This window comes from Ascidiimonas meishanensis, assembly GCF_037782385.1.
GTDB lineage: Bacteria > Bacteroidota > Bacteroidia > Flavobacteriales > Flavobacteriaceae > Ascidiimonas > Ascidiimonas meishanensis.
On sequence record NZ_JBBEXD010000001.1, the window covers coordinates 425783 to 449693 of the forward strand.

Annotated in this window: 20 protein-coding genes; 5 read left to right on the forward strand and 15 right to left on the reverse strand. The window is 32.4% G+C overall.

The genetic code is table 11. The features are described from left to right. Positions 1-105: 105 nt before the first annotated feature. From WBG07_RS01750 to WBG07_RS01760, 3 genes are all read right to left on the reverse strand, one after another. Positions 106-1452 carry a M24 family metallopeptidase gene (locus WBG07_RS01750; protein ID WP_340198760.1) on the reverse strand — a complete coding sequence of 449 codons (1347 nt, stop codon included), beginning with the start codon at positions 1450-1452 and terminating at the stop codon, positions 106-108. A gap of 125 nt (positions 1453-1577) precedes the next feature. After that, complete coding sequence (locus WBG07_RS01755; RefSeq protein ID WP_340198761.1) at positions 1578-3650, reverse strand: vWA domain-containing protein; 2073 nt, start codon at positions 3648-3650, stop codon at positions 1578-1580. Between the two features lie 101 nt (positions 3651-3751). Then, positions 3752-4849, reverse strand: coding sequence for an AMP-binding protein (locus WBG07_RS01760; protein ID WP_340198762.1), 1098 nt, complete (start codon positions 4847-4849; stop codon positions 3752-3754). Positions 4850-4943: 94 nt separating this feature from the next. Between WBG07_RS01760 and WBG07_RS01765 the strand changes: the two genes are divergently transcribed. Together WBG07_RS01765 and WBG07_RS01770 are read left to right on the forward strand one after the other, a co-directional pair. Beyond that, positions 4944-6866 (forward strand): DUF3857 domain-containing protein, encoded by a 1923-nt coding sequence (locus tag WBG07_RS01765; protein ID WP_340198763.1) that lies wholly within the window; start codon positions 4944-4946, stop codon positions 6864-6866. 6 nt (positions 6867-6872) lie between these two features. Then, entirely contained in the window at positions 6873-8792 is a 1920-nt protein-coding gene (locus tag WBG07_RS01770; protein ID WP_340198764.1) for a DUF3857 domain-containing protein, read from the forward strand. 106 nt (positions 8793-8898) lie between these two features. On the opposite strand, the gene WBG07_RS01775 is transcribed toward WBG07_RS01770, so the two are convergent. From WBG07_RS01775 to WBG07_RS01785, 3 genes are all read right to left on the reverse strand, one after another. Then, a complete protein-coding gene (locus tag WBG07_RS01775; protein WP_340198765.1) occupies positions 8899-9525 on the reverse strand; it encodes a leucine-rich repeat domain-containing protein in 627 nt (208 codons plus the stop codon). 465 nt (positions 9526-9990) lie between these two features. Continuing rightward, the gene (locus WBG07_RS01780) at positions 9991-10914 is read right to left on the reverse strand and encodes a CPBP family intramembrane glutamic endopeptidase (RefSeq protein ID WP_340198766.1); all 924 of its coding nucleotides are present in this window, start codon (positions 10912-10914) and stop codon (positions 9991-9993) included. A gap of 5 nt (positions 10915-10919) precedes the next feature. Beyond that, positions 10920-11957: an o-succinylbenzoate synthase gene (locus WBG07_RS01785; RefSeq protein WP_340198767.1), complete on the reverse strand. Its 1038-nt coding sequence runs from the start codon at positions 11955-11957 to the stop codon at positions 10920-10922. A gap of 62 nt (positions 11958-12019) precedes the next feature. Here WBG07_RS01785 and WBG07_RS01790 point away from each other — a divergent pair, with 62 nt between their 5' ends. Continuing rightward, the gene (locus WBG07_RS01790) at positions 12020-12808 is read left to right on the forward strand and encodes an SDR family oxidoreductase (RefSeq protein WP_340198768.1); all 789 of its coding nucleotides are present in this window, start codon (positions 12020-12022) and stop codon (positions 12806-12808) included. Between the two features lie 2 nt (positions 12809-12810). Here the strand turns inward: WBG07_RS01790 and WBG07_RS01795 are convergent, their stop codons facing one another. The 6 genes from WBG07_RS01795 to WBG07_RS01820 form a co-directional block, all read right to left on the reverse strand. Continuing rightward, a complete protein-coding gene (locus WBG07_RS01795; RefSeq protein WP_340198769.1) occupies positions 12811-13491 on the reverse strand; it encodes a metal-dependent hydrolase in 681 nt (226 codons plus the stop codon). 35 nt (positions 13492-13526) lie between these two features. After that, entirely contained in the window at positions 13527-15473 is a 1947-nt protein-coding gene (locus tag WBG07_RS01800) for a tetratricopeptide repeat-containing sensor histidine kinase (RefSeq protein ID WP_340198770.1), read from the reverse strand. A gap of 1076 nt (positions 15474-16549) precedes the next feature. Next, positions 16550-17308: a LytR/AlgR family response regulator transcription factor gene (locus tag WBG07_RS01805; protein WP_340198771.1), complete on the reverse strand. Its 759-nt coding sequence runs from the start codon at positions 17306-17308 to the stop codon at positions 16550-16552. 40 nt (positions 17309-17348) lie between these two features. Continuing rightward, positions 17349-18260 (reverse strand): 1,4-dihydroxy-2-naphthoate polyprenyltransferase, encoded by a 912-nt coding sequence (locus WBG07_RS01810; RefSeq protein ID WP_340198772.1) that lies wholly within the window; start codon positions 18258-18260, stop codon positions 17349-17351. Between the two features lies 1 nt (position 18261). Further along, positions 18262-18870 (reverse strand): SPOR domain-containing protein, encoded by a 609-nt coding sequence (locus tag WBG07_RS01815; protein WP_340198773.1) that lies wholly within the window; start codon positions 18868-18870, stop codon positions 18262-18264. Between the two features lie 10 nt (positions 18871-18880). Further along, the gene (locus tag WBG07_RS01820) at positions 18881-19717 is read right to left on the reverse strand and encodes a 1,4-dihydroxy-2-naphthoyl-CoA synthase (RefSeq protein WP_340198774.1); all 837 of its coding nucleotides are present in this window, start codon (positions 19715-19717) and stop codon (positions 18881-18883) included. A 236-nt stretch (positions 19718-19953) separates the two neighbouring features. Here WBG07_RS01820 and WBG07_RS01825 point away from each other — a divergent pair, with 236 nt between their 5' ends. Together WBG07_RS01825 and WBG07_RS01830 are read left to right on the forward strand one after the other, a co-directional pair. Next, complete coding sequence (locus WBG07_RS01825; protein WP_340198775.1) at positions 19954-20379, forward strand: hypothetical protein; 426 nt, start codon at positions 19954-19956, stop codon at positions 20377-20379. Between the two features lie 39 nt (positions 20380-20418). Then, entirely contained in the window at positions 20419-20844 is a 426-nt protein-coding gene (locus WBG07_RS01830; RefSeq protein ID WP_340198776.1) for a hypothetical protein, read from the forward strand. A gap of 22 nt (positions 20845-20866) precedes the next feature. On the opposite strand, the gene WBG07_RS01835 is transcribed toward WBG07_RS01830, so the two are convergent. From WBG07_RS01835 to menD, 3 genes are all read right to left on the reverse strand, one after another. Then, a complete protein-coding gene (locus WBG07_RS01835) occupies positions 20867-21700 on the reverse strand; it encodes a CvfB family protein (RefSeq protein WP_340198777.1) in 834 nt (277 codons plus the stop codon). Between the two features lie 83 nt (positions 21701-21783). Beyond that, positions 21784-22125 carry a DUF2853 family protein gene (locus WBG07_RS01840; protein WP_340198778.1) on the reverse strand — a complete coding sequence of 114 codons (342 nt, stop codon included), beginning with the start codon at positions 22123-22125 and terminating at the stop codon, positions 21784-21786. A gap of 85 nt (positions 22126-22210) precedes the next feature. After that, positions 22211-23890 (reverse strand): 2-succinyl-5-enolpyruvyl-6-hydroxy-3-cyclohexene-1-carboxylic-acid synthase, encoded by a 1680-nt coding sequence (gene menD / locus WBG07_RS01845; protein ID WP_340198779.1) that lies wholly within the window; start codon positions 23888-23890, stop codon positions 22211-22213. Positions 23891-23911: the final 21 nt, after the last annotated feature.

Genomic DNA, 23911 nt, shown 5'->3' on the forward strand with positions numbered 1-23911 from the left:
GTTTGTTTACCACTAAGGTAAGAAACTACTATTTAAGTAAAAATACCTTTAAATGGGTAATTTTGCATTCAAAGTAATTTTTAAAATATACGATTTACCTATTTATTAGTTTCCTATATGGGCTTTAATTCTTGGAATGGTTAGTATATGAGTTTGTCTACCATTTACATATCTAAATCCATTTACTCCATAAAATCCGGCTTCTTCCAACATTATTCGTATGTCTCTTTTCCATTCTTCTAAATAGATTTTAGTATTTAATTCAATGGCATAAACAGTATTGGGTAATAACAAGTAATCTCCATTTACAGGCACCCCATTTTGTGAGTCCCACATACCTATTGTTGGTCCAGAAGAATGCCCATAGCTTCCTAATGGATGTGTATAAATTGAAGGACGTAAACCCTTCTTCTTTGCATCTTGTAATGATTTTAATAAAATCTCATTACCGCTTGCTCCTGTTTTAAAGTTGCCCGTTAGAATGTCCTGTAGTTGATTGCCTTTAGCAAGTGCTTTCTGAAGAAAGTCAGGTACCGTTTTCTCATTAGGTTTAAGCACATAAGCTAGTTCTTGACAATCTGTATTAAGTCTTAGATACGTTATTCCAAAGTCACAATGTAGAAGGTCTCCCGGTTGTATAATCAAATCATCTGGACGCCCCGAGAAGGAATATAAATGTCCTACCAGTTTTTCGCTAGTTCTTTGCACATCTACCGTTGGATGAAACCAAGTTTCCAGCCCCAAATCTGTAACTTTTTGGCGCATCCACCACTCTACATCAGTCGTAGTTGTAATTCCTGGTGTAATTACCTTTTCAGAGAAGGCTTCAGCAATAATGTTATGGGTTATGGTAACCAATTGATTATAAATAACCATCTCACGAGGCGTACGAGTTTCTATCCATCCAATGGCTAATTTTTCTGCAGAAGTTATTCGCTTTTGATACTTCTTGGGAAGATATTCAATGAATTCTTCATAATCTGTTTTCACTAAACCGTCTGCAATATTGAAATTGGTAGAATAGTTGAGGCCTATTTTTTGAGGATTGCGTTCTTCAATTAACTGTACAAGTCTTTTCCATTGATCTGGTTCTTTTTCTTTATCCCATGCAGATATAATGCTTTTGCCCACACTATATCTGGCTACTGCAAGTTTCTCAATGGTGTTTTTTGATTTGTCTCTATAAAAAACCAAAATTGTGCGTCTACGTGCATTTAACCAAGTAGCTGGAAGCATAGTTCGCAACACCGGGTCTTCATTATACTCTCTTGAAATAACAACCCACATATCAAAACCCGTACTATCCATCAATTGTGGTAATAACTTGTTAAATCGCTCTTCTAAAATCGTATCAATTATTACTGCACGTTGTTTTTCTGTAAAGATGGTTTGTGCATGGATTTGGGTAACAAATAATGTAATTGTGAAAGATAGAAAGTAAATAAATTTCATTGTAGTGTTGTAATTGATTTGGCTAAAATTACTAAATAATAAGATACTCTTTTATGTTATTAAAAGAAAGAGACGTCCAAAGACGCCTCTTTCCCGCTCAATAGAGCTAACCAACCAAACTACACTTATAATTTATTTGAAGCTTTCACCAATCTTATAAACTCTGCACGATATCCTTCTTTATCTTCCTTTCTGGCAGAATCTGCAAGTCTAATAATCATATCTGCTGGTGCTTTGTTAAGAAAAGCTGATTTTCTAAGATGCATCCCAAATAAACTAACGGCTGCAGCAAAACTAAAATCATTACTCATTTCTTTCACTTCATTTTTAAGTATATGCGTCATCTCAATACTTTTATCGCCATCTGGTTTTTTATACCTGAATTTCACCGTCATTAATTCTTTAGAAGAACCTGAATTGAGCATCTTGCTATACTTCAAATCTTTAACGGGTTTAAGGTATTCACTTTTTACACCCACCGGAATAATCTCATAAAGTGCGGTTACAGAATGGCCACTACCCAATTCTCCTGCGTCTTTTGTATCATCTATAAAATCTTCATCATTTAAAAGTCGGTTTTCATAGCCTATAAGCCTATACCCTTTTACCAAAGCTGGATTAAATTCTACTTGAATTTTCACATCTTTTGCAATCGTAAACAAGGTACCTCCAAACTCTTTTCCAAAAATAAGCTGCGCTTCCTGCATGGTATCTATATAAGCATGGTTTCCATTTCCTTTATCAGCCAGCGTTTCTAATTTTGAATCTTTATAATTTCCCATTCCAAAACCTAGAACTGATAAAAACACTCCCGATTTTCTTTTTTCTTCTATTAAGGTTTCCATGGCTTGATCACTAGATGCACCTACATTAAAATCTCCGTCTGTAGCCAAAATAACTCTGTTATTTCCATTTTTTCTAAAATTCTTTACCGCAATATCATAGGCTAATTCTATACCTTCACCACCAGCCGTAGAGCCTCCCGCTTCTAATTGCTCTAGTGCTTCCAATATAACTTTCTTATTTGTACCAGAAGTTGGTTCAAGAACTACTCCCGCCGCTCCTGCATAAACTACTATTGATACCCGGTCTTGCTCACGTAATTGGTTTGCCAATAATTTAAAGGCAGCTTTCAGTAATGGAAGTTTGTTAGCTGAACCCATTGAACCAGAAACATCTATAAGAAAAACAAGGTTAGACGGTGGTAAATCTTTATTTTCAAACTTCTTACCCTGCAAGCCTATACGTACTAATTGCGTGTCTGGGTTCCAAGGAGTAATGGCAAGGTCTGTTTGAATGGCAAAAGGATGTTTGCCTTTTGGTTGTGGATACTCATAATCAAAATAATTAACCATTTCTTCAATCTTTACTGCATCAAAGGGAATGGATTCTCCGTTATTGATGAGTCTTCTTAAATTACTATAGCCAGCTTTGTCAACATCAATAGAGAACGTAGATAACGGTGCTAAAGCCGTATGTTTGAATTTATTTTCAAGGATTCTTGCATAGGCTTCCTCATTTTCAATTCTATAATTACCTTTCTTGGTAGTGATAACGATGCAACCATTTACTGCTTGCTCGCCATAAAAAGAAGTCGCCTCTTTTTTCTTTAAGACTTTTGTTTCCTTAATGTTTTTTTTAGGCATGTCTTTTATAAGACCAACAAAAGCAGGATCAATCATCACTCCGTCTACAATGTAGAGTTTTTCTTTTTTAGCTGCTTTAGAAGTTTGACTTTGACGATTTTTTGAATTATTATCAACATCATTACTAATTACACTGGTATACAGTCTTTGTGGAGATACTATTGCACTTTGATTAAATTTTTTGGAGGCAATAAGGCCAACAGAGCCCGTTGCATCTCTACGTTTTTGCGTACCGTAACCAATAATTACAATTTCATCCAAAGATTTACTATCCTCTTCCAACTTTACATTAATAACCCCTGCTTTTTTTACTTTTCGTTTCTGTGTTTTATATCCCACATAAGAAAAAACTAGAATGTCTCTTTTCGAGACCGTTAGCGTATAATTACCATCAAAATCGGATTGAGTTCCGTTGGTAGTTCCTTGAACAACTATGTTGGCTCCAGGCAGTGGTCCACTAGCATCGCTAACCGTGCCTGTTATTTTTAGGTCTTGAGCAGTAATGCTCCAGCAGCTAAATAATAAAATAAGTGTATAATATGCAGTTTTCATATGCTCAGGTTTTAATGGTTATTTGAACCAAAAGTAACCTTCACTAACTGCAATTAGAAGTGAGAATGAGTAAAACGCTCTTTTGAATGCGTGAAAATGACTTAGGAGTGAGTCATTAATTTCTTTAGTGTCTTTTGTCTTTTTATTTTTCCGTTTTCAGTTTCTTTAAACTTGGAAAGCGAGATAATTTCTTTGGGGATTTCAAATTTTTCTAAAGTAGAAAGTTCATTAACCTTTTTGGATAACACCTCTTTATCAAGATTATCTCCTTCTACTATTAACACCAGTTTTTTTCCTAATTTTTCATCTGGCAAGCCAGCAACAAAAAATCTGTTTTCTATAATCTTATCAAGCTTAGCTTCAATTTGCTCGGGTATTAATTTTACCCCTCCGGAGTTAATAATATTATCAAAACGACCAATCCACTCAAATTCACGATCTGAAACTAGGTTTACTAAATCATTCGTTACAATTGCTTCATCTGAAATATTAGGAGCATTAATCACCAAACAGTTTCTCTTATCCTGATTTACAGTTACATCGGGTAAGGTTTTAAAAGTTTTGACTTCTTTAGCCTTATCTGAAGAAAAATTATTGAGCCTCTTAGCTGCAATATGGGTTACCGTTTCGGTCATCCCATAGGTTTCATAAATAATGGTCTCCTTATCCTGTATGGACTCAAGCAACTCATTGGATACGGAAGCTCCTCCTACAATAATAGTTTTAACAAGATGCAAGTAAGGCAAAGAATTTTGCAATTGTAAAGGTATTAAAGCACAAAAATCATATTCCTTGTTACTGTAGGATAAAGGATGTAAAGATGGAGCCACAAAATCTACATCTAAACCTAAAATCAATGCACGAATTAGCATCATTTTTCCTGCTATATACTCTGCTGGTAGGCAGTGTAAAGCACGATCACCTACCGAAACATTAAAAAAGTCACCGGTTGCAATTGCAGAATTTACCATATACTGCTTCTTTAAACGAACTAGTTTGGGTTTACCTGTAGATCCAGAAGTTTTGACATCAATGTAATCTTTATCATTTAGCCAATCTATTAAAAAATCACCTACCGACTGTTCATAGGGCTCACCTTCCTTTATTAAACTATAGGCAATTTCATTAAGTTCTTCTCTGTTAAAGTGATAACCGTTCCATTTGAATTTTAAATGTATATTCTTATATGTTGGTGTCATAATTTGGCATAAATATTGGTAAAATTAACGAATAAGAATCGGCTAAAAAAAAATAGCTCAAATTTTATTCATAAACTTTCTTAAGATGTTGAATATGCAAATTGTATGGTATATATTTGAATTTAAACCCAAAATAATGCGAGTCTTTTATGCTATTTTATTCCTACTTCCATTTGCGTTCTATTCACAGGAAGCTTCTAATGACTTTATTTTTTTAAATCGAGCTGAAGAAATAAAGGTTAATTTAAAGAATGATCGTTTTTCTATCGTAAAAAATGTACATGAAAAAGGAAAGTATCTTACTGGCAATAAGCTCTTTTATGCAAATGAGTTTATTCATTTTGACAGTTTCTCAGCTATTGAATCCATTGAAGCATATACTGTACTGCCTGAAACCGGGCAAAAAATAAAAGTTGACCATATTGAAACCAAACATCAGTTTGATAATGGGATATTTTTTAGCGATCAACAATCTAAAAATTTTGTTTTTCCTGGAGTCACTAGGGGTGCAGAAACTACTTTAAATTATACCGAAAAAATTATGGATCCACATTTTTTAGGCTCTTTTCGTTTTGGATCTTATGTACCTACTAAAAAAGCCAGTCTAAAAATAGAGTTCCCTAAAAATGTGGAAGTTGGGTATAAAGCTTTTCATTTAGAAAAATACAATATTATTTTTGAGAAAGAAGAAACCTCTGATAGTTATATTTATAGTTGGTATGCTCAAAATATTAAAGACTTTAGGAAAGAGGAAAAAAGCCTATCCCCTGCTTATTACATTCCTCATGTAATCTTGTATATTAAAAATTACGATAGTAAACGTGGTAAAGTTTCTGTTTTAAACAATTCTGCTGATTTGTATAGTTGGTACCGTTCTTTGATTAAACAAATTAGCAAAGAAGAACTTAAAACAGTCTATAAAATCACAGATGCGCTTACAAAGACCTACGACAAGAAATCTGATAAGGCTAAGGCCATATTTAATTGGGTACAAGATAATATTACTTATGTAGCTTTTGAAGATGGTTTAGGAGGATTTATTCCTCGCAATGCAGAAACTGTTTGCACCAAACGTTATGGAGATTGCAAGGATATGGCTAACTTGCTGTATGAAATGCTTAATTATGCAGGAATTGAAGCCTATCATGCCTGGATTGGCACAAGAGATCGTCCTTATTCCTATCAAGAAGTACCTACACCTATTGTTGACAATCATATGATTACTGCTGCAATAATTGAAAAGGATACTATTTTTCTAGATGCTACAGATAGTTATGTGCCCTATGGAATGGCAAGTGCTTTTACACAAAGTAAAGAAGCACTTATTGGTATTGATGACACTAGTTATATCATCAAAAAAGTACCTGTCTCTAATACCAAAATGAGTGTCAGCCACATAAAAACTAAGCTTTATTTGAAGGAGGATTTTTTAAAAGCCCATCAAAAGCGCACCTTAACTGGATATGAAAAGGTAGAGTTTATAAATGAGTATACGTATAAAAAAGATTCAAAATCTAATGAGGAGTATCTCAATAACACATTAAAATTAGGCAATAATAAAAGTGCTTACAACAATATTTTATTAAGTGATCTGGAAGATCGTACAAATCCTATAGAATTATCTTTTGACCTTACTTTAAATAATTATGTCAAGAATATTGCAGGGAAAATTTTCTTGAATATGAATTTGGACAGATCTCTTTCTGAGTCTGATATTGACGTAGAAAAGCAACTTTACGCTAAGAAAATTGATTATCACTTTGAAAAAATATTTGAAACAATATTTCAGATTCCGGAAGGCTATCAGGCATTGAAACTTCCAGAGAAACTTGCATTTGAATCTCCTAGTTACGGATATGAAATATCGTATCAACTAGAACAAAATCAAGTTAGAATGAAAAAGCGTATTTATGTAAATACGCTGGTGATTGATAAAAATGGTTTTTCAAATTGGAACTTATTCATTAACAGTCTCGTTAAAGCTTACAAAAAAAGTATTACCCTTAAAAAAGTATAGAAACCTATGAAAAAGCTATTTATTCTAATTTTACTAATCTCACCTACAGTTACTTTTTCTCAGTATTATAAAGGGTATGATTGGAATTCAAAACCTGAAGTTGTAAAGCTTACTAATGAGGAAGAAAAGGAATCTTCTGTTGGAATCATAGAAAAATTAATCGTAGAATTTACGCCTTCCGGAGCTAATGGAAAGCAGTATGAAACCACACATACTTTGGTAAAGGTAAATGACGAAAAAGGTATTCAACAACACAACAAAGTATACATTCCTATGTACGGTGTAAAGGAGCTTAAGGAAATTAAAGCAAGAACCATCAGTCCAAACGGAACAGTGCGCCTTTTAGATGAGAAAAACATCAAAGAAGTACAAAATGTAGAAGCATATGGAGATTTTAAAATTTTTGCCATTGAAGGTGTTGAAAAAGGTTCAGATATTGAAGTACTCTATACAGTAGAAAAGGAGGCTTATCCATTTGGTATGGAGACCTTACAAAAAGACTATCCTGTTCGTTTTTCGGAATTTTTGTTTATCACTGGGGATTTAACGGGAAAAGCAAAAGCGTATGGTACCTCAAAAGAATTTATAAATTTGATAGTCTCCAATCGGAAAGCCCAGAAAATTACGGTTACTAATTTACCGGCAATGATTGAAGAGGAATACGCTACACCAGATGCAAATAAAGTTAGAATTGCCTACCAGTGTTTTGGTAAGGGTGTAAAAGTTACGCAAGAACAGTTATGGATTAATGTAATAAATAATATTTCTGGAGGATTATTTCCTTCTCAAGTGAATGAGCAGGTATTCAAAGAAGTTGAAGAAAAGGTAGTAAAGAATAATGAGCTCTCTTCATATCAAAAAGCGGCTTTATTAGATAATTATATTAAAACAAACTTTACCATTGTAAAGAACAATAATCAACAGCTTTCTGAAGTTGATTATATTTTAGAAAACCGTTCTGCAAGTGATTTTGGAATTGCAAAAGTATATGCGCACTTTCTAAAAGCTATGAATATTGAATATGAAGTAGTGATAAGTGCAAATCGTTTTCAACAAAAATTTGATCCAGAATTTTTTAATCCACAAACTATTAGAGAGTTTTTAATTTACTTACCTAATGAACAGCAATATATTGCACCAGACAGAATAGATTATCGCATTGGAGAAGCCCCGTTTTACCTTCTTGGAAACCAGGCTGTTTATGTAAATAAAGATTTGGAGTTTTACTTTGCAGAAATTACACAGGCGGATGCTAATTTCAGTAGAATTGTAAGGAATATTGATATTTCTTTTGATGAGGAAATGGAATCGGCAGAAATTATGCAGCATCAGGAATATTATGGTCATTGGGCAACTTCAAATCGCTCATTTGTTACCTTTAGTTCTCCTCAAGACCGGAAAGATTTTGATGATTATCTTACGGCCTCAGGAATTGAAAACAAAACAGTTCAAAATTATGAACTGCTTAATGAAAAATTATATCAGGAAGAGTACAACGTTCCATTTGTTGTTAATAGCACCATCACTTCTGGAGCTTTATTAGAAGAGGCAGGTGATAGTTATATTTTTGAAGTTGGTAAAGTGATTGGTACGCAAAGTGAGCTTTATCAGGAAAAAGAACGAGTGAACCCTATAGAAATGCAGTATCCAAACAAATATAATTATAGCATTAAAGTTGCTATTCCTGAGGGGTATACTCCAGAAGGCTTAGAAAGCCTTGTAATTAATGAAAAATTGCTAAAAGAAGAAAATCTATTATGTAGTTTTAAATCAAATTATGAAATAGTAACAAATACCATTCATATAACTATTGAAGAAATTTATGCCGTAAATAAATTTCCTAAAGAAAACTATGAAGACTTTAGAAAAGTAATTAATGCTGCCTCAGATTTTAATAAAGCAACAATATTGTTTAGTGCAGAATAAAAGTTATGCTCTTAAAAAGTGGCATTTGTATGCATTATTTTAAACAAAACAGGATTAATTTAGACCCAAAGAGAAATCGCTACTTTTTCAATAAAAGGATGCTCATCTAAATATTACCCATTTGACTTTTAGTTTCTAAAGAAAATAGGTTGTTCTGCAGGGTAAGTGTATTTAGTTTCAACAAACGCTCTTCTGAAATAGAAAAATCTGTCAATAAATTATCATTTAAATACAATACTTCAAGATTTGAAAGCGCATTGATAGATTCTGGGAGATAGGTTAATTGATTGAAATCTAAAAAAAGAAATTCAAGATGGTATAAATCTCCAATTGACTCTGGAATGTAACTCAATTGATTTGTTCCCAGTCCAAGACTATTTAGGTTTGAAAGCTTTCCAAGACCGTTAGGAAGATTTTTTAATTTATTGTCAAATAAAAAAAGTCTTCTAAGGTTAGTCATTTCTGAAATGAATTCAGGAATGTGAGTAAGTTGATTTGTGTCGAGGTATAATATTTCAAGATGTTGGAAGGTAACTAAGAATTTTGGTATTGAGGTTAATTTATTACCATTTAAATCTAGTATTCTCAAATTTGAAATTTGTTGAATCTGTGGATATAACTCATGAAGATCCTCGTCAGCAATATCAAAATTAGAAAGGTTTAGAACATCTCTTCCGGTTTGGATTATTTCTTTGATTTTATGTCTGGCTATATTCATTTTACTCTTTTCCATTCCTTCAAAAATTTACAAAATAAAAAACACTCATTTACCATACGTAGTAAAATTCATATAATTCCCCTAAAACATTTGTAAAAAAAATCTTCTGCAAATTAAATTTATGCGTCGCACCCAAGAATAAAAAATAAGCTGGCCATATAGTGATTCATTATATTAGCAAGTAATCATATAAGGATCATACAATTGCTTTCCTGTAAGTATTTAGTTTTAGATTGTCATTTTATCTAGAAGAGATATCCGGAAGAAATGAGCGTACCTGAACCACTTTTATTTGTAGTTGTTATTAGAACTTTATTTGTAGCGTTCAACCTAGCCAAAGAGGTACCTTGAAATCAAAGTCATTTGAACAAAAACATAACAGATACTTCTTGAGATTATAAGCTTGCATAAGACTCACACTCTTTGTTTTCATACCAACAAAAGTTCTTATTCTGCACATTTAGAAATATCTTCTACAAGCTATTTTGCTGGTTCTTCTACTTTGCCAAATAACTTATTTATCCATCCGCTCCATTTGTATTTCTTACCCATAATAAACAATATTACGGCATAAAGTACTAATGGAGTTAGTATTTCCAAACCTACCTTAGGGTCTGAAACGTCTATGAATAAAGAATCTGTTTGTAAGGCAGTCCAATCTGATGTAACTAATAATGCTGCTAGAATATTGTTACCAGCATGGTATCCTAAAGCTAATTCCAAACCATCATCCATTAAAGTCATAATCCCTAATAAGAATCCGGTTCCTATATAATAGACCATTACAATGTATCCTAACTTCTCTACTTCTGGATTAAAAGCATGCAAAAGACCAAAAAAAATAGAAGTGACAAAAAGGGGTACCCAACGGTTCTTCGCTAATACTCCCAAACCCTGCATCATATATCCTCTTAGGAAGTATTCTTCAAAACTAGTTTGAATAGGCAATAGAAAAATACCTATGAGTGCTAAAATGAAAAAATTGGTTGCATTAAAATTCCATTCGTAGTCTTGAGGAGTAAGATAATAACCTAATGCAAAAATCGTTAAATTGATGGCTATTACAATCGCAAAGCCAAAACCAATACGATTATAATCTACTTTATTTCTTGTAGTTGTAAGGCTTTTAATAGATAAGTTATGAATAAACTTGGTCCAAAACAACAGTGCAATCAAACCTCCTAAAAACGAAATAATTAATAAAACTAAAAAAAGATTTGCACCTATTATGTCAACCATTCCACCAATATCTGTAGGGATGGATGTCATACTATCAGCCTTCAAAAATAGAGCTATCACTAAGGGTATAGCTCCTATAAATTGCCACCCAATAAAAACACTTACAACCCCTAGTATATACTTCCAAATCTCTGTTGTTCCTTTATACGCTTGCTCTATAAACATTTAGCTTAAATTATATTAACGTTCCATTTTTTATCTTTTTCGTAACTCAAATATCCCGAAGACACCTTTAACGGGCATTCAAAATTATTTGTATAAAGACTTCCTGTTCCTAGTCCTTGTGGCAATGTTACTCCTTTCAAATAGGCATACTGTGCAATTGCATTTAACCCTATATTACTTTCAAGAGCGCTTGTAATCCACCATTTGATAGCATATTTTTCTGCAAGTTCTATCCATTCATCAGTTCCTTTAAAACCTCCAACAAGGCTAGGCTTTAAAATAATAAATTGCGGTTTCACTATTTGTAGTATTTCCTCTTTATTTGTTACATTAAAAATGCCAATAAGTTCTTCATCTAATGCTATAGGTAGTGGCGTCATTTCACATAATTGTTTCATTTCTATTAGTTGCCCTTGTTTAATAGGCTGTTCAATAGAATGAAGATCATACTGTGCAAGGATGTTGAGTTTGCTCATGGCTTCTTGAGGACTAAAAGCTCCATTGGCATCTACCCGGATTTCTATTTGATCTTTAGAGAAATCCTTCCGGATTAGAGCAAGTAATTTGATTTCTTCTTCAAAAGAAATAGCTCCAATTTTCATTTTGATACAATCGTAGCCTTCGTCTAGCTTCTGTTGTATTTGTGCTTTCATGAAATCCGGATCTCCCATCCAAATGAGCCCATTAATTTTTATAGAAGCATCTCCTTTTGTAAATGATGATGCAAAAAGTTCAAAAGAATTTTTAGATTGTAGAGAAAGAAAAGCCTGTTCTAAACCAAATTGTATACTTGGAAACTCTTCTGTTATTTTTAATAGTTTTTCAAGGCCTAGGTGAATATCAAAACAAATTTCTTGCAGTTTTTCCTCGTAATCAGGTCTATCATCTATACTAAGCCCCCGAAGAATTCCACATTCTCCTATTCCTATCTTCTTTCCATCGGTTAGTATGATAAACCATGTTTCTTTTTTCTTCAATATCCCTCGTGAAGTGCCACTGGGTCTTTTAAAATTAAGTATGTATTTGTGATAGGTAGCTTTCATATTGGACGATGCCAAATTTAGCTATAAATTTGAATCTGAATAGCATTTTCAACAATAAAGATATGATTAGAGAAAAAGTAATTTGGATAACGGGTGCCTCAAGCGGAATTGGCGAAGCGCTGGCATATGAACTTTCAAAATATGACAATAAGATAATCCTTTCTGCCCGAAGAGAAAGTGAATTGCAAAAAGTGAGATCACAATGCTTATATCCAGAAAATATAAGAATTGTTCCCTTAGATCTTTTGAAGTTTGAACAAATGGAAACGTATGTAAAATTAGCTCTTGAATGTTTTGGTTCTATTGATATTCTAATTAATAACGGAGGAATAAGTCAACGATCTTTAATTGCAGAAACAAGCTTTCTGGTAGATAAACAAATCATGGAAACTGATTATTTAGGAACTATAGCTTTAACTAAGGCACTGCTGCCTCATTTTTTAGCGAAAAAGCAGGGGTACTACGTGACCGTTACTAGTTTAATGGGAAAATTCGGCACTCCCTACAGATCTTCCTATTGCGGCGCTAAACATGCACTTCATGGTTTTTTTGATGTCTTGAGAATGGAGCATGAAAAAGATGGGATTGATGTCACGTTGATTTGTCCAGGATTTGTGAATACTAACGTGGCTAAAAATGCTTTGACAGGCTCGGGTAAAAAACAAGTGACTAATGATAAAGCAACTCAAAATGGTCTCTCACCAGAGGTCTTTTCAACTAGAATGATTAAAGCTATGAAGAAAAAGAAATTTGAAGCATACATTGGTCGTAAAGAAATCCTAGGAGTATATCTAAAGAGATTTTTTCCTAGATATTTACATAGATTTGTATTAAAAAGTACTATTAAATAGCTTTAAAATTCAATACTTTCACCTATTGGAAGAAGAATAAGGTCTTTCCCCGAAGCGGCAAATTTACTTTTGGCCTCTTTATGATCTATTTTTATATAACCAAAAGTATCATAATGATATCCCATAATCTTATCACATTCAATAAAATTGCTCGCCAAAATAGCATCGTCAATTCCCATAGTAAAATTATCACCTATCGGCAGAATTGCTAAATCTAATTTTGTGAAAAGTGGTATGAGCTTCATATCCATTGTAAGAGCTGTATCTCCAGCGATATAAACGTTTTTATGTTTTCCTTCAATAATAAAACCTCCTGGTTGACCACCATAACTACCGTCTTCAAAGGAAGATGTATGAATGGCATTTACATATTTTACCTTGCCAAATTCAAAGTTCCAGTTTCCTCCATGATTCATAGGGTGTACCTTAAATCCTTTAATTTGGTAATAAGTGGTGATCTCAAAATTAGAAACGATAACTGCACCCGTGCTTGTGGCAATGGCTTCTACATCTGCAACATGGTCTGCATGTGCATGTGTAATTAAAATATAATCACAAGTAATTTTATTTATATCAATAAGGTCTTTAGCAAGTTCATTTTCTGAAATAAACGGATCGATTAAAACTCCTATATTGCCTATATCTATTTTAACACAAGCATGTCCCAAGAACGTGATTTTCATTGTAAAAAAATTTTATGGTTTTTTACCTCTAGATTTTAACTAAAGTTAAACCAAAATCTGACACCATCAACATCTTTATCAAAATTAAGTGTTGAGCGCAATTGGTTAACGAGTCTTTCAATTAGCTTAATACCCAAGGAGCTGCCTGCGCGCTTTTCTACATCTTCAGGAAGTCCGTTACCATTGTCAAGATACTCAAAAACCCCTAATTTACCGTTCATTCTTACGCTTATATATATTTGACCATCTTCACGACCTGTAAAGGCATACTTTAATGAATTTGAAACTAGTTCGTTGATAATCAATCCTATTGGAATTGCACGGTCTATATCCAATTCAGTGCCTTCTGCATCAATAATAATATTGATTTTGTGACCTCCTTTTTTGTAAACAGACTGCACACTATTTACCAATGATTCTATATATTCCTGCATCTGAATCACTGAAAGATCTTCGTTTTGATAGAGTTTTTGATGAATTAATGCCATTGCTTTTACTCTACTTCTACCCTCTTCTAACGCAGCTATAGCTTCTTTGCTTTTGGTATTTTTTGTTTGCATGCTTAGAAGACTGGAAACCATTTGAAGATTGTTCTTAACCCGATGATGTATTTCTTTTAATAATGAATCTTTTTCTGCTAAAGACAACTCTATAAAGTTCTTTTGTTCTTCTATAACCTTTTTGTTCTTAACACTTTTAAAATAGGCTAATATGGCTACCAAACACACTAAAAGTGCTACCATTAAAGCTACAATACTATAATTTATCTTTTTATCACGTTGTAATATTTCTACTTTTGTATTCTCTATATCTTTTTTTTGTTTTTGTATGGTTGCTTTCTGGTTTTTAAGATCTAAAGAAACTAGGGTCCCTAACAATTCTCGTTTGCTCTTTGAAGCAGTTATAGAATCTTTAGTCTCAATATATTTCTTGAAAAATAAAGAGGCAGAATCTGATTCTTTTACTTTTAAATAATACTCAGCCAAAAGACGATTGAATCCTGTAATATTTACATTCTTTTCATAAAATGAAATACTATCTAAATATTGTTTGGCAGTTAAGGGAATATTTAATTGAAGATAGCAATCAGCCAAATTTGCCCAAAGCTCTAACAGTTCTACCGAAAATTTTCCTCTAGTTTCCTCCCTTATAAAGGTCACGGCAGATTCTAGTAAAGGAATCGCCGTATTGTATTCTTTTAGTTTTAGCCGACATTTACCTAAATTACCTTGAATTTTTCCTTTAATTAACCTTGCTTCCGCAATTTCCTCTGCTGTCTTATCATAACGGTTTTCAGTAAGATAAAGATTGATGAAGTTTAAGGCTCTATCTGCTTTACTGATTGCCATAAAATAAGCATCATCTAATCTATGATACTCTGCCATTTGATTATGATACAGGGCATTTCCAAGAAAATCACTGTCTTCTAACGTAGACTCAAACTCCATAATATAATCTCGGACTGCTTGATTATACAATCCCAGATTAGCATATATATCGTACATTGATATATCAATACCAGAATCTACAATTTCGTTTCGTATATCAAGTTGCTTGTCATAAATTTTCAGTGTTGCATATGCCTTATCCATCACCTCTAACAGATGTAATCTTGTCTTTGGGTCTAATTTTATTTTGGAACCATGTATTTCCTCTGCTACCTTTATACTTTTTTTGTAATCACCTACATCAAAATATACTTGTGCTAGAATGATATTATACTGCAAAATTCCCAATGAGTCTTTGGAGTTCTTCGATTCTTTTAAGAAATCATTAATTTGAGTCGTCCAACGATATTCAGATTGTTGGTATCTATTCTCTAGGCTAAAAAAGAAGTCTAACCTGTCTTTTGCATTCCCTTTATCAATAAAAGTCTGCAAAGACTGTTTAGAATCACTAGTTGTCTTTTGCGAATAACTATATGTTAGTAAACAAAAGCAAGCCAGCAATGTAAACATTATTTGTCTTATGTTGGTACACATTGGTTCTTGTCTGTATTTAATAACTATGTATTGTTAATTTTATTTAATACACAGCTTGTTAAATTTTGAGAAAGCTTAATTCACAAATAAAATATCTAAATCTCTAACAAAAAAATAATTTGTCACTTGATTGAGCTTATTGAAATAAGATTCCTCTTTTCAATCTGAAAAACAAGTATTTAGCGATTTGGGGCATTACTAAAAACTATGGATGTAAATCTAATCTATTATAGAGTTCATATTTCATTTTTGTTGCATAGAAGCATTTTTTTGTTGTAAAAATCAAATCTTAACAAGTGATAATAGATGTATTTAACTTTTAAACTAAGTATCCCGAACAAAAATGTCCGGGATACTATATTGTTAATAAACCCTATAAAATGAAACAAGATTATTATAAATTGATTATAAACTATTTACAATACCTTATTTACTCAATTCAAACATACAAACAATTATAACCTTCTTTCTACAATTGTTGTATAATCTATAGAATATGTTGTCAAAATAACGTAAAAGTGCTTTTTATTTGAAAAGTAAAGTGTGTCAAAAAAAACAAGCCTTGCTAAGTAGGTAACGAGGCTTGTTCTGGAGGCTTTTAGATAGTATAAAGATTTGGGATAGTTAAACTATCTATCAAATATTTCATTGATACTCCTAACTTACAGCATTCTTAAACTATAAAAAAAATATTGTTGTATAAAGTCTTGAATGTGTTGTAAAAACTTATCTTTCTATGGTATAGATCCTTTGTGAATGGATTGATATAAATTTTCAAATAGTTTGAAGCAACAATATTGATCAGGTTATAATTTAAAATATAAGCTATTAAAGGCTTTAGAAACCTCAAAGTTTGGGGCTGGCTATTCTAAATAAAATTTGAAGTGTCAAATAAATTAGATTAATAATTGAATTAACTTCATTCAAAACACGCACACGTCAAAACCTAAAATAACTGTAAATTTTTAGACGAATATCGTGAAAATATCTCTGTTTGTTTTTAGCCGATAACTATAAACTAGCCAATCCGCAATACCAATAGTAGATAGTGTCGTTTTAAGAAAATAAAGAAGTAGTTATGAATTCATAGAAGACAATATAAAGTCCCTAAATTCTCTTGAAATAGGTATTAGTCGTTCCTTAATCATAATATCTTTACTATTTACCGCTTGTATGTGCTGTAAATTAACAATATATGATTTGTGAGCTCTATAAAAATGATCTTGAGGTAGTTTCTCCAGATAATCTTTTAAAGCAGATCTAACTAAAAACTGTTTATCAGCTGTATGTATTTCAAGATAAACATTGTCTGCTTTTATAAATTGAATTTCATCAAAGTAAACACGGTGAAACAAATCATTCTTTTTAACAAAAATAGAATCTTTCAAAACGGAATTACTCACAACCTCACTTTCTTCTTCGCTTCTATCTGTTTGTCCTTCTGCACGACCTTCATCATAATTGAAAGAGGAAAGTGCTATTTCAATAGATGTATAAAGATCTTGCTGCTCAAAAGGTTTGACTAGGTATCCATTTGGCTTGACCAACTTAGCATTCTCTACAGTGGCTCTATCAGAATTAGAGGTTACAAAAATAAATGGAATATTATGATTTTGTCTAATATACTTCCCTAGATCTATTCCAGTTTCATGAGACGCTAATATAATATCTATAAGAACCAGATCTACTTTCTTAACAGTTAAAATCTGCTTTGCTTGCTGATAGTCAATTACATTTCCAACAATTTCATATCCAATATCTTCTAACATATACTGAATATCATCTGCAATAATAACGTTATCTTCTACAATGAGAATTTTGATTGTGTTATCCAAAAGCCTTAATTTTTTGATTAGTTAATTATTGCAAATAAAACTACAAAAATATATTGATACTCAAAGCAAATAATAAGGCAAACAAGAAAGTGCTTAAAGCTAATTTTTTTAATTCTGGATCAAGAAGCTTAGAATTCTTTGTGTTATAAACTCTTTTAAGGTGCAATACAAGCGGAACAAACGATAAAAAATACAAAAAATTCACTGAAGAATTATAGGTGAAAATAGTATAAAGAATGGAAAAAAACATTGCAGAAATAATGATGTAATAATGATAGTATTTTGCAAATTCATCTCCAATTCTTACCACAAGTGTAATCTTTCCTGCTTTTGCATCGCTTTCTCTATCTCTCATGTTATTGAGATTAAGAACACCTACACTTAACATTCCAATACTAATTGCCGGAAATAACGTTAACCAATTCCATTGCTTAGTAAATAAAAAATAGCTCCCTATTACACTTACCAATCCAAAAAAAACAAAAACAAACAAATCTCCAAGTCCTCTATAGCCATATGCTCCTCCTCCTACTGTATATTTAATTGCCGCAATTACGGAAACAATGCCGAGAAGCAAAAAAACAAGTGTAAGAAATAATGAATCGCTTCCAAAAGCTTTATAAATTAGGATAATCGTTAAAAGAAAGCTTATAAGAACAGTAACATAAATACCCCTCTTCATTTCATCTTTACCTATTACCCCACTTTGTAATGCTCTAACAGGACCTACTCTATCTTTATTATCTGTTCCTTTAACACCGTCGCCATAATCATTAGCAAAATTGGAAAGCACCTGGTACGAAATGGTGGTGGCTATGCACAGCATTGCAATGGTACTATTGAAATGTCCCTCGGATATTGCTAATGAAATACCCACTATAATTCCTGATACTGATAGGGGTAACGTGCGTAGTCTTGCCGCAGATATCCAGGCGCTTGTTTTAGACTTCACGTTAATAAGGTTCTTCTACTTTTACCCTCTTACCATCTACATAAGAGACCACAAAAGCATCTTCAAAGCCTATTTTAGAGAGTTCATATCTAAATGATTGGGCTTCTTTAATAGTTTCAAAAACACCAAGAGAATATGAATAGAACGGATTATTTCTAACCATTTGAGTATTATTAAGACTTACAGGTAATAACGAAAGTTTATTTTCTTCAAAAGCAGCAATTTGTACCGTAAAAACTTTTTGGTTTTGAAGTAAATTTTTAGCTAAGTAAAAGTCGTTAATACTATTAAGCTGGCTATTTCGTTCTTGAAGCGTTCTAATTTTATCTCTTAGTCTATAGATACTGTCTATAGAAATAGTGACCTTATTCTCACTTGTAGTTTTTAATTCATTAACGGTATTTTTTATTCCATAAGAATAGGAAATAACTACCGCACAAACAACCAAACTTATAACACCAAAAATAGTGAAGGAGTTTTTAATCTTCCTACTTCTAATTACTTCTTTATTTTTATATTTTATTTGCTCAAGTAATCCTGCATTCAATGCTTGTTCCTTCTCAATGTCTTTATGGAGACGTAACAAGTCTTCTTCTTCTATATAAGGCATCTATTTGAATTTATGGTATCCACTTTATATCGCTAAAATCTGGCTTTCTCTTTTCAAGAAATGCATTTCTTCCTTCTTTTGCTTCTTCAGTCATATACGCTAATCTCGTAGCTTCACCGGCAAACACTTGTTGTCCTACCATTCCATCATCTGTAAGATTAAAAGCAAATTTGAGCATCTTAATAGAGGTAGGTGATTTTTGTAATATTTCTAAAGCCCATTGATAGGCCGTATCCTCTAACTCATCATGAGGTACTACTGCATTTATCATCCCCATATCAAACGCTTCTTGCGCATTGTAATTCCTTCCTAAAAAGAAAATTTCCCGAGCTTTCTTTTGACCTACCATTTTGGCGAGATATGCAGAACCATAGCCTCCATCAAAACTTGTTACATCAGCATCTGTCTGTTTAAAGATAGCATGTTCTTTACTAGCAAGCGTTAAATCACATATTACATGTAAACTATGACCACCTCCTACAGCCCATCCAGGAACTACTGCTATAACTACTTTGGGCATAAACCTTATGAGCCTTTGTACCTCCAAAATGTTTAAGCGAGGCATCCCTTCATCATCTACATAGCCTTGATGACCTCTTGCATTTTGATCTCCTCCACTACAAAAAGCATAACCACCATCTTTGGGTGAAGGACCTTCCCCTGATAGTAAAACTACACCAATAGAAGTATCTTCGCGAGCATCTAAAAAAGCTTCAAATAATTCACCCACGGTTTTTGGTCTAAATGCATTCCTTACCTCAGGACGATTAAATGCTATTCGGGCTACCCCTCCACATTTTTTATACGTAATATCCTGATATTCTTTAACGGTTTTCCACTCTGCCATCACACTTTTTATTCTTTATGCAAAAATAATGGTTATTAGCATTTAATACTAGTATTTTAGTTGTATAATCGCCTTTTAACCTCTCCTAAATAGAAAACCTAAACGGCTTCTTTAAAAGCGAATATTAAATTATAATTAGTAATTAATCAGATAATAAGGTCACAATATCGAAAATACTTGATAAAAATAGAAAATTTGAAGGGAAAAAATTTACTTTGTTAAAAACATGTCCCCCAATGACTGTAGAAAAATCAGATTTAATCTATTTACCCCATCAGTTGCATAATTTTAGTTTTGGCAAGATGTACTTCTTTGATTGCATGATGGTATCAGAGTTTAAGGAAGGTATAATCTTAAGCCAAGAGAACACCTTAGAATTTATTCAGAAAGCTAGAAATTATTATAATGCTTCTGATAAATTAGTATATATTTCCAACCGTCTTCATTCTTATTCTGTAGACCCAATGCAATGGGTCAAACTTGGATCTAGATATCATGGCCTTTTAGGTATTGGCGTTGTGAATTATTCTTTTGTAAAGAAGAAAGTATTCCATGTGGAAAAGGTGTTTTGCAAAAAACCAATGATAGGATTCAATTCTCTCAACAAAGCTGTTGAATGGGCTTATGAGATTACCAAAGATAACAATAGTAAAGTAGGTTGAACAGCGATAAATTCTCTTAAATCAAAAACATTCCCCCCTATGACTATAGAAAATTCAGATTTAATCTATTTGCCACATCAGCTACACAATTTTAGTTTTGGAAAAGTGTACTTTTTTGAGCATATGATGATCTCTGAGTTTAAAGAAGGGATTGTTTTCACGTATAAAAATGCATTGGAATTTATTTCTCAGGCAGAAAACTATTATGGAACAGAAAGAAAATTAGTCTACATTTCTAATCGTATTTATTCTTATTCTGTGGATCCTGTAGATTGGATTAAACTTGGGTCAAGTTATAATAACCTTATGGCTATTGGTGTTATTAATTACACTTCTTTTAAAAAGAAGGTATTCTTTGTTGAAAAATTGTTTTGCAGAAAACCCATGATGAGTTTTGATTATCTTAAGGAAGCTGTTGATTGGGCTTATGAGTTAACTCAAGTTCACGAAAGCAAAGCAGGGTAATACCTACGAACAAATTTTATATTTAAATTAATACCCGAATTCCGTCTGGTAAAATATCAATCAATCTTTCTTTATACAAGCTTCCTATGGCTTTCTTAAAATCTTTTTTACTCATCTTAAGATGCCTCCTAATTTCATTTGGATCACTTTTATCATGGAGTGCTATGAATCCGTCACTCATTTTTAAAGCTTCTAGTATTCGCTGAGAATTTGGTTCAATATTTTTATAACCAATCTGTCTTAGGGTAATATCAACTTTATTATCCTCGCGAATTTTTTTAACAATCCCTTTTAAGCGTTGTCCAAGATGAACAGGTTCAAAAAGTTCATCTTTGTATATTAATCCCTTATGTTTATTGTTGATTATGACTTCTGCGCCAAGATCTGTATGTCTAGAAACTATTATTTCAACCTCTTCATATTTTTCTATAGATAAACTATCATTATCAATAAATCTATCTGTCTTAGAAGAGCCAACAAGTCTATTGGTTTTTTCATCCACATAACAATAAATAAGATACCATTTACCTGCAATCATTCGAGCCGCTTGTTCTCTAAATGGCACAAAAAGATGCTTCTCTAATCCCCAATCCATAAAAGCACCTATCTCATTGACCTCAATTGCTTTTAACAAGGCAAAACTGTTTTTCATCACAGCTGGTTTAAGTGTTGTTGCCACCAATCTTTCCATATGATCAAGATAACAGAAAACCGTTATTTTTGATCCGATTTCAAAGTCTTTTGGAACATATTTGTTAGGTAGTAAAACATCATTGTCTTCATCATCTCCTAAAAACAAACCGGGATCTGTATCACGAAGTATTTCCAAAGTATTGTATTGTCCTATTTCTATCATAAACGTATTAATGCAGGTACAAATATACATATTAAAAAAGGCGTCTTTGTGAAAAGACGCCTTTTGAAAAAAAGATTTTTCTTTTAGTTGTAGACAGATTGTTTATTAAAGTGTACCGCTAATAAATAATAGACAACTGCTCTATATTTATTTCTATTAGATTTACCATATTTCTCGACTACAGCGCTAATGGCTCCATCAAGATCATCACCTTCACTTAAACCCAATTTTTTGATTAAAAAATTATTCTTTACTGTAGCTAATTCTTTTTCATCAGAACCAGAAACTGTTGAAGAATCTGCGTTGTAAATTGAAGGTCCCAAGCCAATCGTTACTTTTGTTAATAAGTCCATGTCTGGAGTAACTCCGCATTTTTCCTTAAGATCTGATGCATACTTTGCAATTAGATCATCTCTTTTGCTCATAGTTATAGTTTTAGTTTATTAATATGCTGTTAAAGACCTTAAATATAACATTTTCTCGCTTTGAGTAATAATAAAATTGTAATTACTAGACGATAAACCTGAAATAATCGAGTAAAATTTCATCGTTAATAGCTGTAGGAGTAAAAATTTCTAATAACCTAGGTGCTGAATTATCGTTAAAAAATTCTGGTAAAGTTGAAATCAGTTCTTGCTCATCTTTAGCAGAATTATAGATAAAATGAAACATTTCACAAAGAGAAGCGGCACTTAGTTTATGGCGGGTTTCAAAATAGGTATGAAATTTTTGAGATGATTTTGGTCCGGGAAGAATTCTAAATATCCCACCACCTCCATTATTAATCAAAATTATTTTAAAATTTTGAGGAATATAATCATTCCAAAGTGCGTTACTATCATAAAAAAAACTTAAATCCCCGGTAACAAGTACTACGGGCGATTTATTAACACTGGCAGCACCTAATGCGGTTGATGTACTTCCATCTATGCCACTTGTACCTCTATTACAATAAACTTCAAAAGAGTTATGAAGATTAAATAACTGGGCATACCTTACAGTTGAACTGTTGCTTAACTGTAGAACTACATGATGAGGGATTTTTGAAAATAAGTGATGATAAACTAAAAAATCAGAAAAAGGTATTTGTTGAATATAATTATCATGTCTAGCTATTCTGTGTAGTTTTATGTTTTTCCAAAATAATTTATAAGCTGATTCATTTACTTTAAGATGATTGCCTACTGCTTTAAAAAATTCATTTACAGATGTTTTGAAATGGTGAGTTAGACAAAAGTAGGTATTGTAAGCTTTCTTTGCATCTATATGGTAATGAACCTTTGGCGGATACTTCCGTAAGAAGGCTTTGATTTTTTTGGAAATAATCATTCCACCAAAAGTAATGAGCATATCTGGTTGTAAAGCACTTATTTTATCTTCTAATTTTTCAATGGGTGCAATTAATTGATCAATAGCAGGGAAAAACTCTGAATGATATAAATTTGAAGTCGTCTCTGTGAGTACAATTACAGAGGGGTCTCTACTTAAAATATCAAGCACTTCTTCTTTAATGGTATTTGGATGCTGTACACCAACTAAAACCAACTTTTTTTGAGATAAGTTCCAATCATCAATAAACGAATTGGTTTCACCTTTCTCTAATTCTGGAATAAATTCTTTTGCAGCAACTAAAGAAGATGGTAGCAGTGGAAGAGTTCCTTCTTTCATTTCATACAAAGGTTCTTCAAAAGGTGCATTTATATGAACAGGCCCTTTTGAAAGTATGGAAGTTTTTAAAGCCTGATGGAGTAAATTCATGTTTTTTTGTTCCTCATTTTCTGCTTCGGTGAGGTTTGCACTAACCAGAATATGATTCTCAAAAATATTTCTTTGATTAATGGTTTGCCCATCACCAATATTAATTTTATGAGATGGACGATCTGCTGAAATCACGATCAGAGGAATGTCACTATAGTATGCTTCCGAAATTGCAGGATAATAATTGAGTAATGCAGAACCAGAAGTACAAATTACAGCCACTGGATGCTTGATTTGCTGAGCCATTCCCAACCCAAAAAAAGCTGCACAACGTTCGTCTACAATACTAAAACAATTAAAAAAGGGATCTTCATAAAATCCCATAGTTAAAGGCGCATTTCTAGAACCCGGAGAAATGATGATATGCTTAATATTATAAGATTTACAATGCTGAATAATCTGTTGTGCAAGTTTAATCTCGGGATATTTCATTCAACAAATTTAGAGTATACA

What these genes read in the sequence shown, in the direction of transcription:
- WBG07_RS01785 (WP_340198767.1), bottom strand. Translation starts at nt 11,957, where the DNA reads ATGAAAGCTACCTATCACAAATACATACTTAATTTTAAAAGACCCAGT.
- WBG07_RS01760 (WP_340198762.1), bottom strand. Translation starts at nt 4,849, where the DNA reads ATGACACCAACATATAAGAATATACATTTAAAATTCAAATGGAACGGT.
- WBG07_RS01800 (WP_340198770.1), bottom strand. Translation starts at nt 15,473, where the DNA reads ATGTGTACCAACATAAGACAAATAATGTTTACATTGCTGGCTTGCTTT.
- menD (WP_340198779.1), bottom strand. Translation starts at nt 23,890, where the DNA reads ATGAAATATCCCGAGATTAAACTTGCACAACAGATTATTCAGCATTGT.
- WBG07_RS01775 (WP_340198765.1), bottom strand. Translation starts at nt 9,525, where the DNA reads ATGGAAAAGAGTAAAATGAATATAGCCAGACATAAAATCAAAGAAATA.
- WBG07_RS01790 (WP_340198768.1), top strand. Translation starts at nt 12,020, where the DNA reads ATGATTAGAGAAAAAGTAATTTGGATAACGGGTGCCTCAAGCGGAATT.
- WBG07_RS01830 (WP_340198776.1), top strand. Translation starts at nt 20,419, where the DNA reads ATGACTATAGAAAATTCAGATTTAATCTATTTGCCACATCAGCTACAC.
- WBG07_RS01780 (WP_340198766.1), bottom strand. Translation starts at nt 10,914, where the DNA reads ATGTTTATAGAGCAAGCGTATAAAGGAACAACAGAGATTTGGAAGTAT.
- WBG07_RS01795 (WP_340198769.1), bottom strand. Translation starts at nt 13,491, where the DNA reads ATGAAAATCACGTTCTTGGGACATGCTTGTGTTAAAATAGATATAGGC.
- WBG07_RS01750 (WP_340198760.1), bottom strand. Translation starts at nt 1,452, where the DNA reads ATGAAATTTATTTACTTTCTATCTTTCACAATTACATTATTTGTTACC.
- WBG07_RS01770 (WP_340198764.1), top strand. Translation starts at nt 6,873, where the DNA reads ATGAAAAAGCTATTTATTCTAATTTTACTAATCTCACCTACAGTTACT.
- WBG07_RS01835 (WP_340198777.1), bottom strand. Translation starts at nt 21,700, where the DNA reads ATGATAGAAATAGGACAATACAATACTTTGGAAATACTTCGTGATACA.
- WBG07_RS01755 (WP_340198761.1), bottom strand. Translation starts at nt 3,650, where the DNA reads ATGAAAACTGCATATTATACACTTATTTTATTATTTAGCTGCTGGAGC.
- WBG07_RS01765 (WP_340198763.1), top strand. Translation starts at nt 4,944, where the DNA reads ATGCAAATTGTATGGTATATATTTGAATTTAAACCCAAAATAATGCGA.
- WBG07_RS01840 (WP_340198778.1), bottom strand. Translation starts at nt 22,125, where the DNA reads ATGAGCAAAAGAGATGATCTAATTGCAAAGTATGCATCAGATCTTAAG.
- WBG07_RS01825 (WP_340198775.1), top strand. Translation starts at nt 19,954, where the DNA reads ATGACTGTAGAAAAATCAGATTTAATCTATTTACCCCATCAGTTGCAT.
- WBG07_RS01815 (WP_340198773.1), bottom strand. Translation starts at nt 18,870, where the DNA reads ATGCCTTATATAGAAGAAGAAGACTTGTTACGTCTCCATAAAGACATT.
- WBG07_RS01820 (WP_340198774.1), bottom strand. Translation starts at nt 19,717, where the DNA reads ATGGCAGAGTGGAAAACCGTTAAAGAATATCAGGATATTACGTATAAA.